The organism is Leisingera sp. MMG026 (genome assembly GCF_021654205.1).
In the GTDB taxonomy this organism is placed as follows: Bacteria; Pseudomonadota; Alphaproteobacteria; order Rhodobacterales; family Rhodobacteraceae; genus Leisingera.
In genome coordinates this window covers 1-13,984 of sequence record NZ_JAKFZM010000072.1, presented here as the reverse complement: position 1 = coordinate 13,984, position 13,984 = coordinate 1, and the positions used below count along the sequence as shown (strand labels likewise).

The window sequence follows — 13,984 nt, the reverse complement described above, 5'->3', positions numbered from 1 at the left end:
CTGCGGAGTGCCAGGCTTACCGGTTAGACTTCCGGCAGGAGGCGCAGGAGAAAACAAGGCCTGTGGCCCGGCATCACTGCTTTGAAAGGCGCCCGCATTGCCGGACGGTTCGGCAATTGATGCTGGCAATGCGGCTTGCTGCAAATCCGGCGCAGCCGTCGTATCTTCCCCACCAATGGCAGAAGGCGCGGCGGGCGGCCGCCCTTGATCCGGCAAAGCTAAGGAAGGATCTTCTAAATCGTCGGTTTCAGCTGGCTTTTGCGCAGCACGGCCTGGCTGACTGCCGGCTTTTTGCGGCAGCACATCCCAGTCATCGCCCTGGGCTTTGTCCATTCCAGGGTAGTCCATAGTACCGCGATGCAAAAGAGACTGACGCTCTCCATTATCGGTGCCATCCCCCTCACCGAACTTTGGAGCCGTATTTGCCGCTTTCGTACGCAATTCACGCTCTGTTTCTTGAACCCGGGCCCCAATCGGTTCAGCACTGAAATTTCCGGCACCTCCTGTGCCAAACGGATTATCCGCAGCCATCTAAAACTCCCCGGCAGAACATTACCATTTCACTCAACAAATACCCCGGGCAACGGCCTGCAACGTCCGGCGCCCTGATGCTTTCCTGTATGTTAATAACATTCAACTCCACCATAAGGCGAATGGAGTGTCTGTAAATTTGCACCTAAATTGTAGCCGCCCTTGTTCAGCCGTTTACGCGGGATAAAGAGAAGATCCGCAATACTCAATCTATAGTAGTGTTTGTGTTTAAGGGGTAATTATGTCGGGGACAGGCCAGTCCAGCACTGCCGCATTGCGGCCGGGTGTTTTGAAACTCGATCCCGATTCAATTCTTTCAGCGATCATAATCAATCTTCTGACACTCGCCTTACCTGTTGCGATGCTTCTGGTTTTCGGCCGGGTCATTCCCAATGAATCTTATGACACTCTGTTCGGGATTTTTCTGGCCCTGATTGCCGTCTTGCTGATCGACTTTGTGCTGAAGGCAGCGCGCGCCCACTACGTGCTGGAAACCGCACGGCATGAGGGGGAACGGGCAGGCGAAACCTTGTCCGGTGCCCTGTTTGAAGGCGCTCCCGGCGCGTTGGAGCAGATGGGACAGGAAGCCGCTGTTGAACGTTTGATGGGGGTGCTGGGCCTGCGCCACGCTGTGAAAGAGCAGATCGTCAAAATGTCGGTAGATCTGGCGTTTTCCGTAATTTTCCTGCTGGTTATTGCCGCAATGGGCGGCTGGCTGGTGGCGGCTCCGCTCACCGTGATAGCCGGGCTGCTGCTGACGGTTGCACTGCTGCGGCCGCCCTACCGGACAGCTTCGCAGCTGCAGCGGGAATACGACAAACGCAGGCTGTCATTCCTGCAGGAGATCCTGCAGCGGGCACAGCTGATCAAGCTGCTTGGCCTGGAACATCAGATGCTGCGCCGGTATGAGCTGCTTCATGCCAGTGCCTCTGCGTCCGGGGAGAAAATCATCCGGGTGAGCAACGCCGGACAGGCTGCAGCCAGTGCCGGCTCCCAGATCGCTACAGTCCTGACCTGCGCCCTGGGAGGGCTGCTTGCCATACAAGGCAGCCTGTCAATTGCAGAACTGGCTGCCAGCATGCTGCTGACCGGACGTGCCGTGCAGCCGGTCATCCAGCTGACATTTTTAAGTGCCGTCAAGGATGACGACAGGGCACGGGCCTCCGGGCTGGCCAAGGTGGCTGCAGTGAAGAAAGCCGCCGCAGCGCCGGTGCGTGTCCCGGTGACCGGGGCGATCACCGTGAAAGGTTTATCTCTGGACCGGCCCGGGAAAAACGGCAGCTGGTTCCGCAATATCAGTTTTTCGGCGGCACCCGGGCAGCTGATTGCCATTGAAGGCGGTGTCCAGTGCTGCTCGGGGGCGTTCCTGCGGATCCTTGCCGGCGAAGTCTCGGCCAGCAGCGGAACGGTTTATCTCGACGGGCCCGGATATGTTGACCCGGACGCCGCCAACTCCCCGCCAGGCCTGGTGTTTGAGCCGCGGCAGCCTGTGCTGACGGATGGCGAAATTCTGGAGAACCTCACCCTCTTCGACCCCCAGCGGCACACCAAAGCCCTGCAGGCCGCAGCCTTGAAACTTGGCGTCAGCAGCCAGCTCGCCCAGCTTCCCAACGGGGTGCACAGCCAAGTTGCTCGCAATGGCCAAGGTGCCGGCAGCCCGGGGTTTTTCAGGCGCCTGGCGCTGGCAAGAACATTTGCGCAGCAACCCGCAATTCTGTTGCTTGAAGATCCCTTTGCCGACTTGGACCCGGACGGGGTACGGGCGCTCGAAACGCTGCTGCTGTCCTTGCAAGGCAAGACAACCTGCGTGCTGACCCGGGCCGCCCCGGCAATTCTGGATGCTGCCAATACGATCATCCGGCTCAGCCCTGAACCCGCTGCGCCCAGCGGCACGCGAAGCCCCAACAGGGCGGAGATCTGATATGAACAGTATCAACACCGGCTTTGAGCAGCTGGACGGCGCCCGGATGCACGGGCCGCACAGCAGTGTTCTTCAGTGGGCGGCAAGCAGGCAGCAGCAGGCAGAACCGGCGCGTGCCGCAGAACTGCTGACGGCCTTGATGCGGTTTGGCGGCTGGGACGCGATGGAGGCACAGGCGCGCGCGGCACTGCCGCACGGGCGCAGCAATTTTGACGGCTGGGATTTATGTGACGCGCTGATTGCCTTGCGGGTTCCGTACCTGCGCCAGGATGGCCGTGCCACGCAAGGCCCGGCAGAATCGGGGATCAGCCTTTACATCCGCCGGGATGGCAGCTTTCGCCTGGCCAGCCCTGCGTCAGGGCGGGCGATGGCAGGCCCCGATGAAACCCGGCTGTCTTTGCTTCCGGCGTCGGATGCCAGCCGCCGGCCGGCAGCGCAAAGCACTGCGGCGCTCCTCAAGGGGCTGCAAGACCATGTCTGGTCGCTGCTGTTTGCCTCTTCTGCCATCAACCTGGCCGGGCTGCTGACCCCGATTTTTGTCGTTCTGGTCTACAACCGCGCAATTCCGGCAGGCGCACCGGGGGTAATCACTGTTCTGGCCGCCGGGCTTTTTCTGGCCCTCGCTACAGAGCTTGCCATCCGCCGGATCCGCAGCCGTGCCCTGGTCAGCCTGGCAGCACAGCTAGAGCACCGGCTGAGCCTTGCATTGCTGGAAAAACTGATGGTCTTCCCAAGCGCCCTGCAGCAGCAATCGGCCTCGCAACAGCAGCGGGCCCGGCTCAAGCAGTTTGAGACGGTCAGGGATGCACTGGTGGGTCCGCTGATGCAGGTCGCCCTCGACGCTCCATTTGTGGTGATTTTCGGCGCGCTCCTGTTCTATATTGCGCCGCCTGTCGGTTTCGCGGCCCTGGTTGCGGCGCTTGCACAAGTGGCGTTCCTTGCAGCTTTTGCACCGCATCTGCGCCGTCAGGAAGTGATTGCAAACGATGCCGCACGCGATTGGCGGAAGCTGTGCGAAACCGTCGTCAGCCAGCGCTGGCATTTGCGGCGTCTGCATGGCGTCAAACCCTGGAGGCAGCGCTTCCACGCCTCCCTTGCCAATGCGCTGAACGCCTCCATGCGGCAGCAGTTCCTGATCGAGCTTTCAGCCCATGCCTCCCAGTTTCTCATCCTGCTGGCCGGGGTGGCCGGCGGGCTGCTGGCAACCAGAATGGCGATCCAGGGGGAGCTGACCATTGGCGGCTTCGTCGCAATTCTGGTGATGATCTGGCGGTTCCTGTCCCCGGTCCAGTCTCTGGCCCGGGCAACCGGCCAGGCGCTGGCCGTCCGGCAAAGCTTGCGGGACATAGACAAGATTCTGGCCCAGCCAGAGGAATTGCGCCGCGAAGTGGCTCCCCGCACAGCACCGCCGGTGGCAGCACCGGTGGTTGTGGAACAGGCTGCTCTGCGGTTCGGCGGCAGCGGCGACCTGGCCCTGGCCGGCGCAAGCCTGAGCTTGCACAGCGGCACCATAACCGTTCTGTCCGGCGCCAACATGTCAGGCAAGACCCTGCTGGCGGAAATCTTGCCAGGATTGCACCAGCTTGCGGCCGGACGGGTTCTGTTCAACGGCACCGACCAGCGGCAGATTCCGGTGGACGACCTTCGCGGCGCAATCGCCTTTGCGCCTCAAGAACCAGCCTTCGTCTATGGCACGATCTGGCAGAATTTTGAACTCGCCCTGCCTGGCGCGTCGCAGCGGGAGGTTCTGGACGTCCTGGAGGAAGCAGGGGTCCGCAGCGAAATCGAAGCGCTGCCGGACGGCATGAACACCCGCCTGACAGTCGAAGCCAGCGGCCGCCTGCCGCAAGAACTGCTTCAAGGCATGTCGCTTGCCCGTGCCCTGTTGCAAGCCGGACCGATCCGTATCTTCGATCAGCCCTGCGAAGGGCTGGACCCCAAACATGCCCAACGGATCCGCGCCGCCATTGCCCGGCGGCGGGCAAGCAGCACCACGCTGCTGATTTCAAACCGGCCCGGGGATCTTGCTCTGGGGGACAGTTTCACAGTGCTGCACCGCGGGCGAACGGTGCTGAACGGCAAGGGCCGCAAAGGGCGCGACAAGGCCAGCGCGTTTTTGAACGGCACCCTGACCGGCGGATAGAGGCAAGGAGACAGTGATGGAGCATGAAACAACAGCCCTTTGGACCCCCAGCCTGGACGAGGCCAAAAAACGGGGACTGAATGTGATCCACAAACCGGTCACCGGAACATCCCGCCGGGTGGCGCGCATACTGTTTGCGGCGCTGGCGGCTGCAACGGCTTGGGGCTGGTATGCGGAACTGCCGGAACTGACCTATGCCAAGGGCCGGCTGGTGCCGTCGTCAAACCCGCGCCCGGTCGAACATCCAGACGGCGGCGTCCTGGACGAAATCCTGGTGCGGGAGGGCCGTTTTGTCGAAGCGGGCACCCCCGTGGCCCGGCTGTCCGCCAACCTGCTGACAGAAGAACAGGGGCGGCTCAATGTCCGTGAAGCTGCCCTGTCACGCGACACCGCCCGTTTGAAGTCTGTTATTTCGGTGATCAGCGGCACACTATCCGGCAGTGCCGCCCGCGGTCAGTTGGAACCGGGCCACAGGCTGCTGGCCCAGCTGGATGCGTTTGAGGCCAGCCGCGCCCGCCACCGGGCCAGGATCTCCGAGCTGGAGCGGGCGCTTGAAATCCGCCAGCTGATCCTGGGAAACGCCCGCCGCCGCGAAGAAACCTTTGCAATCGAGCAATCCGCCGCCCTTGCGCTGCATGGCAAGGGGCTGCTCAGCACCACCGCGATGAGCCGACTGAGCGCGCAGCAGCTTGAGATCGAAGGCGACCGGCTGCGGGCCTTTGCGGCATTGGCGGATGGTGAACGCAACCTGCACGAAGCCCGCCGCCAGGAACAGGAATTCGTGGCAGGTATCAAGGACACGCTGATGTCTGAACTGGAAACAGAAGAAGAAGAGCTTGCCTTGGTTTTACAGGCCTCGGCTGACAATGCCGCCCGGCAGCAGCGGCTGACCATCCTGTCCACGGTGCCCGGGATTGTGCAAAAGCTGCATTTCAGCGGACCCGGCGAGGTTGTTGCCCCCGGGGAACCCATCGCCGAGATCCTGCCGACCCAGGACAGGCTGATTGCCGAGGTTGAGATCCAGCCTCAGGACATTGGCCACGTTGCAATTGGCGATCCGGTGGAGCTTAAATCCACCACGTTTGATGCCAGGCAATACGGCGTGCAGGCGGGTGAAGTCTTTGAAATCTCGCCAAACTCCCGCCTGAACGAGCGTAATGAGGCGTATTTTGACGTCCGGATCGCGCTTATTGATGAAACCGCCGATGCAGAAACTCTAAGCAGCCGCCTGTCCGCCGGCATGGAAGTGAACGCGGCCATCCGGACCGGCGAGCGCACGGTTCTGGACTACATCCTGGCCCCAATCGCCGACCCGATCAGCCGCGCCTTTCACGAACGCTGAGCGGTGGCCATCGTTGCCCCGGCCGGGGCACCAAACAGCACAAAGGCAGCCGCCCGTTGCGGACGGCTGCCTTGTTCTGACCAGCCTCGTTCAGATCACCGATCTTGCGGCTGCCATCAGCGCATGATGCAGCGAGGCTGCAGAGGAACGCGGGCCGACGATCGAATACTGCTGCCCCGGAGCATGGCACAGCAGAAAGACGCCAAGATGCTCCATCGAGGTGCGCAACGCACCCCCCGCTTTTGCGCCGCGGATATCAGCATTGCACAGCCGCTCCAGCACATCAGAACAGCGCGCGCCTTCCAGGTCGAAGCGGCACCAGCCGTCGGTCTGCTCCACCACGGAACCGGCCTCGCCGACGGCCAGTTTCAGCTCACCCGCCAGCAGCTCGTGGCTGTCATGCGGGGCAGAGACCATCCACAGATCCGGCCCCATCCACCAGGTGGAAAACACACCGTGTTCACTCCAAGCGGCAGGCTCCGGCAACACCCCGCCCAGGTAAGTCGCAGCCGCAGATTTCACCGCCTCTTCCTGCCCCTGGCGCGCCGCCAGGGAGGCCAGCGCCCGGTCCGTGACCTCGTGGATCAACAGACCGGTGAAGTTATCCGCCCGCGGCTCATACCCGCCCAGCGGAGAGATGGCTTTCAGGCCATGATTATCGAACTTACCCACGAAGACGCTCCCCTTCCGGATCCACAAAATGCGCGCTGACAACTTCGACCCGGGTTTCCTTGCCCTCCAGCGGGTTGACCGCGCGGATCACCTCGCCCTTACGCGCGTCGCCGCTTTTCAGGAACCCGATACCGATCGCGCATCCCAGCACCGGCGAATAGGCGGCAGAGGTTATATAACCCTGATCGGTGGCCGCGCTGACTTCGCCGTCAGCGTTCATCAAATGCGACCCGGCCGGCACCGGATCGGCGGCATTCACCGGCTTGAAACCGACCAGCTTCAGCGCATCTTCCCGGTTCATGCCCTCGCGCTCGGTCAGCGTGTTGCCGATACAGTCCTTCTTCTTGCTGACCATCCGTCCCATGCCAAGGTTCAGCGCCGAGGTTGTCCCGTTCAGCTCGTTACCGGCAGCATGACCCTTCTCGATCCGCATGACGCCCAGCGCCTCGGTGCCATAAGGCACCGCGCCGAACTCCTCGCCCGCTTCCATCAGCTTGCGGATCATCGCATCGCCGTAACGGGTCGGAACCGCGATCTCATAGGCCAGCTCGCCCGAAAACGAGATCCTGAACAGCCGCGCCCGGCAGCCGCCCGCCACGGTGACTTCCCCGCAGCCCATAAAGGGAAACGCCTCGTTCGAGAGGTCGAACTCGGGGTCCACCACCTTTTGCAGCAGCTTGCGGGCATTTGGACCCGCCACCGCGAACTGTGCCCAGGCCTCGGTGGTCGAGATCAGCTGCACATCCATATCCGGGAACAGGCACTGACGCGCAAACTCCATGTTGCGGTAAACCAGAACGGCGTTGGCGGTGGTGGTGGTGACCACGAAATGATCCTCGGCAAAGCGCGCCGCGGTGCCGTCGTCATAGGCAATGCCGTCCTCGCGCAGCATCAGCCCATAGCGGACCTTGCCCACCGGCAGCTTGGCGAATGCGTTGGCGTACATCTTGTTCAGGAACGCCGCGGCGTCCTTGCCCTGCACATCGATCTTGCCCAGCGTGGTCACATCGCAGATGCCGACCGAGTTACGGGTTTGCAGCACCTCGCGGTCCACCGACTGACGCCAATGGGTTTCGCCCGCCTTGGGGAACCACTGGGCGCGCAGCCACTGGCCGACCTCGACAAATTCCGCACCCTGCTCCTCAGCCCATTTGTGACTGGGGGTCTTGCGGGTGGGGCGGAATTCCTCGCCCACCGAGCGGCCTGCCATCACGCCAAAGGACACTGGCGTATAGGGCGGGCGGAACATGGTGGTGCCGACCTCGGGGATCTGCTTGCCCGCCAGTTCGGCCATGATCGCCAGGCCGCCCATGTTGGAGGTTTTGCCCTGATCGGTCGCCATGCCCAGCGTGGTATAGCGTTTCAGGTGCTCGACCGAACGGAAGTTCTCCTGATGCGCCAGCTTCACGTCTTTGACGGTAACGTCGTTCTGCTGGTCCAGCCAGGCGCGGCCCTTGCCTTCCTTCACGTACCAGAAGGGGGTCACGTTGACGGGCGCATCCTCGGCCTCGGGCAGATCACCGGCCTTGGCCTCAATCCCCAGTTCCGACAGCGCAGCCACGGCGCCCTCGGCACCGGCGCGCAGAGCAGCAGCGGTGGAAAAATTGCCGTTTGCAGCACCGGCCACAGACATGTTTTGCGGCAGTGTCCCCGCAGGGACAAAGGCTGCAATGTCTTCGCGCCAGGCCGGGCGGCCGCGCTGGTGGCAGGTCAAATGCACGTTCGGGTTCCAGCCGCCCGAGACCGCCAGCGCGCCGCAAGGCACGTCGCGGGTGGTTCCATTGGCCAAACGCAGCTGAACCATTTCCAGGCCCAGCCGGCCCTTGGTGTCAATCACCTGCGCACCGGCAAACAGCTCGGCGCCGTCAACCTTGGGCGCATCGGCGCGGGTGTCGATCACCGCAGCCACATTCACACCCTTGGCGATCAGGTCAGACGCAGTGCGGTGGCCGTCGTCATTGTTGGTGAAGACCGCAACACTCTGATCCGGCGTCACCGCCCAGCGGTTGGCATAGGCACGCACGGCACCGGCCAGCATAACGCCCGGACGGTCGTTGTTTTCAAACGCGATGGGGCGTTCAGTGGCACCCGCCGCCAGCATCGCGCGCTTGGAGTAGATCCGCCACAGGATCTGCCGCGGCTTGCCCGCCTCCGGCGCCAGAACATGGTCGGCAGTATGCTCCACCGCACCATAGATACCGTGGTCAAACGCACCGATGATGGTCGTGCGCGGCATCACCCGCACGTTCGGCATCGCCGCCAGTTCAGCCTGCACCTGCTCGACCCAAGCAGACCCAGCCAGATCGCCGATACCGAATGTCTCGGAATTCAGGCGGCCGCCCAGCAAGAAGTCTTCATCGGCAATAATTACCTGCGCGCCGGCCCGGCCAGCGGTCAGCGCCGCCATCAGGCCGGTGGGACCGGCGCCGATCACCAGCAGGTCGCAATGCAGAAAGCCCTTGTCATAGGCGTCCGGATCGGCCTCGAAACTGATGCTGCCCAGACCCGCGGCCTTGCGGATGATCGGTTCATAGAGTTTCTCCCAGAACGCCGCCGGCCACATGAAGGTCTTGTAGTAAAAACCCGCCGTCAGGAAGTTCGAAAACCGGTCGTTGATCGCCATGAAGTCATGCTGCAAGGACGGCCAGCGGTTCTGCGAGTTTGCTTCCAATCCCTCGTACAGCTCAGCCGTGGTGGCGCGGGTGTTCGGCTCCTGCCGCCCGCCGCTGCGCAGCTCAACCAGCGCGTTGGGTTCTTCGGAACCCGCAGTCAGCACGCCCCGCGGACGGTGGTATTTGAACGAGCGGCCCATCAGCCGCACGCCGTTTGCCAGCAGGGCCGAGGCCAGCGTGTCGCCTTCAAACCCTTTGTAGCGTTTACCGTCAAAGGAGAAGGTCAGTGTCTTGCTGCCCTTGATCAGCCCGCCATCCAGGCGGTTGACCTGCACGCCTTTGCGGGCGCCGGTGCTGCCGTCGGCCTGAAAGGCCACGCGGCCGGCGTTCATTACTGCATCAGTCATTTGCTGCGCCCCCTTGCCCGGGCCACATCGCGGGCCAGCTCAACGTTCAAGATTTCATGGGTCACGGTGTTGCGGGTCACCACCAGCCAGGAGCGGTCGCCCTGCTCGTGGAACCACAGCTCGCGGTGTTCGCCCGCCGGATTGTCGCGCAGGTACAGGTAGTCGTGAAACTGGTCCGCCGCGTCTTCGGCCTGCCAGTCAGGCCGGTCGATCAGGCTGGCGTCGCCCAGATAGGTGAATTCCTGCGAGTCACGCGGCCCGAGGATCGGATGGGTAATAATCATCGTCTGGTCCTTTCCTCAGTGCAGGTTCGGTTGGGCGCCCTGGCCCTTTTCATCAATCATGCAGCCGCGGCGGAACCGGTCGAGCCGGTATTCCGCGGCTACCTTGTGCGGCGTGTCCGTCGCCAGCAGATGCGCATAGCACCAGCCCGAAGCCGGGGTCGCCTTGAACCCGCCGTAGCACCAGCCGCCGTTGAAATAGAGCCCGTCCACATGGGTCTTATCGATGTAGGGAGAGCCGTCCATCGACATATCCATGATGCCGCCCCAGCTGCGCAGCATCCGCACCCGGCCCAGGGCCGGGATCAGCGCCATGCCGCCTTCCATCACGTCCTCGACAACCGGCAGGTTGCCGCGCTGCGCGTAGGAGTTGTACATGTCCAGGTCGCCGCCAAACACCAAGCCGCCCTTGTCCGACTGGCTGCAATAGAAGTGGCCGGCGCCAAAGGTGATCACCCCGTCCAGAACCGGCTTCAGCCCTTCGGACACGAACGCCTGCAGCACGTGGCTTTCGATCGGCAGGCGCATGCCCGCCTTCTCCATCACCCGGCTCGACGATCCGGCGACGCAGCTCGCCACCTTGTTGGCGCCGATGAAGCCCTTGGTGGTTTCCACACCCAGGCATTTGCCGTTCTCGATCTTGAAACCGGTGACTTCGCAGTTCTGGATTATGTCCACGCCGCGCAGGTCCGCCCCGCGGGCATAGCCCCAGGCCACCGCATCGTGGCGCACGGTGCCGCCGCGGCGGTGCAACAGGCCGCCCTTGATCGGGAAACGCGCGTTGTTGAAGTTCAGGAACGGATACATGGCGCGGACGCCGTCAACATCCAGCAGCTCCGCGTCGGATCCGTTCAGGATCATTGCATTGCCCCGCCGCCGCGCCGCATCGCGCTGCGCGTCCGAGTGCACGAGGTTCAGAATGCCGCGCTGGCTGACCATGGCGTTGTAGTTGAAGTCCTGCTCCAGCCCTTCCCACAGCTTCAGCGAAAGCTCGTAAAACGGCTCATTGCCGTCCAGCAGGTAGTTGGAGCGGATGATGGTGGTGTTGCGGCCCACATTGCCGCCGCCGATCCAGCCCTTCTCAATCACCGCGACATTGGTCAGCCCATGATTTTTAGCCAGGTAATAGGCCGTCGCCAGCCCGTGGCCGCCGCCGCCGATGATCACCACATCGTAGCTTTTCTTGGGTTCCGGATCGCGCCAGGTCGGGCGCCATCCCTTGTGGCCCGTCAGGGCCTCCTTGATTACTTTCAGGCCGGAGTACCGCATGATGTCCTCATCAACTGTCCCCGACAGATTTGTTGAGAAATGCGGCAATTCACAGTGTGATTTCGGACATCAGCGGCGCCATATGCGTCAGAAACAGGATATCACCAATGCGGCTGCAGCATTCTCCTCGCACTGTGAAATGCGCCGGCATTTACGTAACCATTTGAATTTAAACTATATGCTTAAAATGAAGTGGAACGGCGTCACGATTTCAGAATACGCGCGGTTTGCGTCACCCACCCCGGTATCCGCGCCAAATGCGTCAGAAACGACTCACTCAGACAGGTCGATCTCATCCAGCTCGTTCAACAGGTCCAACAGCGCCTCATAGCGGTCCTCACCCATCTTCTGACGTGTCCGGTTCATCAGCGCGAGGCTCGCCTCAATGTTGCCGGCGATGACCTTCTCCCCCTCTGGTGCGATCTGTACCACCTGGCGGCGGCGGTCTTCCTTGTCGCGCTCCCGGGTAATCAGCTGCTTTTCCTCAAGTTTCTGCAAGATCCGCGTCAGGCTTGGCAGCAGCAGGCAGGCCAGCTCGGCGATCTGGGTCGGATCAATCGGCCCGCTCTCCTGCACCACCCGCAGGACACGCCATTGCTGTTCGGTCAGACCGGCGCCGCTCAGCAGCGCGCGGATCGGTCCCATCACACGCTCCCGCGCCCTGAGAAGGGCAATCGGCAGCGAACGGTCGGTGGAGGGCATCATCCTGGTCATGCCCGATTATCACCCCGCTTCCGGCTAAACGCAATTGCCGCTTGGGTTTCTTCTGCTTGACTCACAGCAATGTATTTGATACACATGTTAAGTAATTCAGGAAAGGCACCGCACATGCCGCATATCACGCTGGACTACTCGGCCAACATGGAGGCGCACACCGATATCGCTGCCCTGTGCCGCCATCTGCGGCAGGCAGCAGCGGAGACCGGCGTGTTCCCCCTGGCTGGCATACGGGTGCGTGCCTTTGCAGCCGATCACGTCGCCATTGCCGACGGCGATCCGCAGCATGGATACATCGACATCTCCATCCGGCTGCGGGCCGGCCGCGATCTGGTAACCCGCAAACGCGCCGCCCAGACGGTATTCGACGCGGCCCGCACCTTCCTCGAACCAGCAATGCAGCAGCATTCCATCGCGCTGTCGCTGGAAATGCGCGACATCGACCCGGAGCTTTCCCCGAAATGCGGCACCATCCGCGACCACATGCAAAAGGCGGACCAGTGATGAGCGATATGACCTCCAACATCGAAACGCTGAGCGGCCATCTGGCCCGCTACCGCGAGGCCGGAATTCAGAACCTGATCGGCGGTGAAAGCCGCTCCGCAATCTCTGGCGCCAGTTTTGCAACCACCTCACCGGTGGATGAAAGCCTGATCTGCTCCGTCGCCAAAGGCGGTGCCGAGGATATTGATGCAGCCGCAATTGCCGCCAAGGAGGCCTTCCCGGCTTGGCGCGACATGCCGGCGCTTGAGCGCAAGAAGATCCTGCACCGCATCGCCGACCTGATCGTGGAACGCGCCGGGGAAATCGCGCTCTGCGAATGCTGGGACACCGGCCAAGCCTTGCGTTTCATGTCCAAAGCAGCGCTGCGCGGCGCCGAAAACTTCCGCTTTTTTGCCGACAAATCCATCACCGCCCGCGACGGCCAGCAGCTGCAATCGCCAACGCTAATGAATGTGACCACCCGGGTGCCGATCGGCCCGGTGGGTGTGATCACCCCCTGGAACACGCCCTTCATGCTGTCGACCTGGAAGATCGCACCTGCCCTGGCGGCCGGCTGCACCGTGGTCCATAAACCGGCTGAGTTCTCCCCCCTCACCGCCCGCATCCTGGCCGAAATCGCCCATGAGGCCGGCCTGCCGCCGGGCGTCTGGAACCTGGTGAACGGCTTTGGCGAAGACGCCGGCAAGGCGCTCACCGAACACAAGGACATCAAAGCCATCGCCTTTGTCGGTGAATCTAAAACCGGCTCGATGATCATGAAACAGGGTGCCGACACCCTGAAACGGGTGCATTTCGAACTGGGCGGCAAGAACCCGGTGGTTGTCTTTGAGGATGCCGATCTCGACCGCGCGCTGGATGCGGCTATCTTCATGATCTATTCACTGAATGGCGAGCGCTGCACCTCTTCCTCGCGCCTCCTTGTGCAAGAGAGCATCTCGGAGGAATTCGAGGCCAAACTCATCAAGCGCGTCAACAGCATCAAGGTCGGCCACCCATTGGATCCCGCCACCGAAGTCGGCCCGCTGATCCACAAGGTGCATTTCGACAAGGTGACCTCCTATTTCGAGACCGCCAAACGGGACGGCGCCACCATCGCCGCAGGCGGCACCCGCGCCGGAGACAAAGGATGGTTCGTCCGCCCAACGCTTTTCACAAACGCCACCAACGACATGACCATCGCGCAGGAGGAAATCTTTGGCCCGGTCCTCACAGCGATCCGCTTCAAAGACGAAGATGAGGCTCTGACACTGGCCAATGATACTCAATACGGGCTCACCGGCTACGTCTGGACCAACGACCTGACCCGCGCCCTGCGCTTCACAAGCGCGCTGGACGCGGGGATGATCTGGGTGAACTCGGAAAACGTGCGCCACCTGCCTACCCCTTTTGGCGGCGTCAAATCCAGCGGCATCGGCCGCGACGGCGGCGACTGGAGTTTCGAGTTCTACATGGAACAGAAACACATCGGCTTTGCCCTGGGCCACCACAAGATACCGCGCCTCGGCGCCTGACCCCTGCTTCTTTCTGGTCTCAAATACCCCGGGGAGCGGGGGGGGGGGGGGGGGGGGGGGGGGCCGCGGGCGGG

The 13,984-nt window shown here is 62.5% G+C and carries 11 protein-coding genes; 5 read left to right on the top strand and 6 right to left on the bottom strand.

Translation table 11 applies throughout. The features are described from left to right. Positions 1–531: hypothetical protein (locus L1069_RS22360; protein ID WP_237457112.1), on the bottom strand; the 531-nt coding region annotated here is incomplete at its 3' end. A 241-nt stretch (positions 532–772) separates the two neighbouring features. Here L1069_RS22360 and L1069_RS22355 point away from each other — a divergent pair. The 3 genes from L1069_RS22355 to L1069_RS22345 are packed head-to-tail and all read left to right on the top strand — an operon-like array spanning position 773 to position 5,937. Beyond that, the gene (locus L1069_RS22355; RefSeq protein ID WP_237457111.1) at positions 773–2,452 is read left to right on the top strand and encodes an ABC transporter transmembrane domain-containing protein; all 1,680 of its coding nucleotides are present in this window, start codon (positions 773–775) and stop codon (positions 2,450–2,452) included. A 1-nt stretch (position 2,453) separates the two neighbouring features. Then, the gene (locus L1069_RS22350; RefSeq protein ID WP_237457110.1) at positions 2,454–4,595 is read left to right on the top strand and encodes an ABC transporter transmembrane domain-containing protein; all 2,142 of its coding nucleotides are present in this window, start codon (positions 2,454–2,456) and stop codon (positions 4,593–4,595) included. Between the two features lie 16 nt (positions 4,596–4,611). After that, positions 4,612–5,937 (top strand): HlyD family type I secretion periplasmic adaptor subunit, encoded by a 1,326-nt coding sequence (locus L1069_RS22345; RefSeq protein WP_237457109.1) that lies wholly within the window; start codon positions 4,612–4,614, stop codon positions 5,935–5,937. A gap of 90 nt (positions 5,938–6,027) precedes the next feature. On the opposite strand, the gene L1069_RS22340 is transcribed toward L1069_RS22345, so the two are convergent. The 5 genes from L1069_RS22340 to hpaR all read right to left on the bottom strand — a co-directional run bounded on the left by L1069_RS22340 (position 6,028) and on the right by hpaR (position 11,892). Further along, a complete protein-coding gene (locus L1069_RS22340) occupies positions 6,028–6,609 on the bottom strand; it encodes a sarcosine oxidase, gamma subunit (protein ID WP_237457108.1) in 582 nt (193 codons plus the stop codon). Further along, the gene (locus tag L1069_RS22335) at positions 6,602–9,613 is read right to left on the bottom strand and encodes a sarcosine oxidase subunit alpha family protein (protein WP_237457113.1); all 3,012 of its coding nucleotides are present in this window, start codon (positions 9,611–9,613) and stop codon (positions 6,602–6,604) included. Before L1069_RS22335 ends, L1069_RS22340 begins: the two co-directional genes overlap by 8 nt. Before the next feature lie 11 nt (positions 9,614–9,624). Beyond that, positions 9,625–9,912, bottom strand: coding sequence for a sarcosine oxidase subunit delta (locus L1069_RS22330; RefSeq protein WP_129372326.1), 288 nt, complete (start codon positions 9,910–9,912; stop codon positions 9,625–9,627). 15 nt (positions 9,913–9,927) lie between these two features. Next, the gene (locus L1069_RS22325) at positions 9,928–11,178 is read right to left on the bottom strand and encodes a sarcosine oxidase subunit beta family protein (protein WP_237457107.1); all 1,251 of its coding nucleotides are present in this window, start codon (positions 11,176–11,178) and stop codon (positions 9,928–9,930) included. 273 nt (positions 11,179–11,451) lie between these two features. Beyond that, positions 11,452–11,892 carry a homoprotocatechuate degradation operon regulator HpaR gene (gene hpaR, locus L1069_RS22320; RefSeq protein ID WP_129372328.1) on the bottom strand — a complete coding sequence of 147 codons (441 nt, stop codon included), beginning with the start codon at positions 11,890–11,892 and terminating at the stop codon, positions 11,452–11,454. 114 nt (positions 11,893–12,006) lie between these two features. Between hpaR and L1069_RS22315 the strand changes: the two genes are divergently transcribed. After that, positions 12,007–12,399, top strand: coding sequence for a 5-carboxymethyl-2-hydroxymuconate Delta-isomerase (locus tag L1069_RS22315; protein ID WP_237457106.1), 393 nt, complete (start codon positions 12,007–12,009; stop codon positions 12,397–12,399). Continuing rightward, positions 12,399–13,910, top strand: coding sequence for a 5-carboxymethyl-2-hydroxymuconate semialdehyde dehydrogenase (gene hpaE / locus L1069_RS22310; RefSeq protein WP_237457105.1), 1,512 nt, complete (start codon positions 12,399–12,401; stop codon positions 13,908–13,910). Before L1069_RS22315 ends, hpaE begins: the two co-directional genes overlap by 1 nt. The last annotated feature ends 74 nt before the right edge of the window (positions 13,911–13,984 follow it).

Bases quoted from the DNA above. Each gene is read 5' to 3' on its own strand.
- L1069_RS22355 (WP_237457111.1), top strand. From the start codon at position 773: ATGTCGGGGACAGGCCAGTCCAGCACTGCCGCATTGCGGCCGGGTGTT.
- L1069_RS22350 (WP_237457110.1), top strand. From the start codon at position 2,454: ATGAACAGTATCAACACCGGCTTTGAGCAGCTGGACGGCGCCCGGATG.
- L1069_RS22345 (WP_237457109.1), top strand. From the start codon at position 4,612: ATGGAGCATGAAACAACAGCCCTTTGGACCCCCAGCCTGGACGAGGCC.
- L1069_RS22335 (WP_237457113.1), bottom strand. From the start codon at position 9,613: ATGAACGCCGGCCGCGTGGCCTTTCAGGCCGACGGCAGCACCGGCGCC.
- L1069_RS22330 (WP_129372326.1), bottom strand. From the start codon at position 9,912: ATGATTATTACCCATCCGATCCTCGGGCCGCGTGACTCGCAGGAATTC.
- L1069_RS22325 (WP_237457107.1), bottom strand. From the start codon at position 11,178: ATGCGGTACTCCGGCCTGAAAGTAATCAAGGAGGCCCTGACGGGCCAC.
- hpaR (WP_129372328.1), bottom strand. From the start codon at position 11,892: ATGACCAGGATGATGCCCTCCACCGACCGTTCGCTGCCGATTGCCCTT.
- L1069_RS22315 (WP_237457106.1), top strand. From the start codon at position 12,007: ATGCCGCATATCACGCTGGACTACTCGGCCAACATGGAGGCGCACACC.
- hpaE (WP_237457105.1), top strand. From the start codon at position 12,399: ATGAGCGATATGACCTCCAACATCGAAACGCTGAGCGGCCATCTGGCC.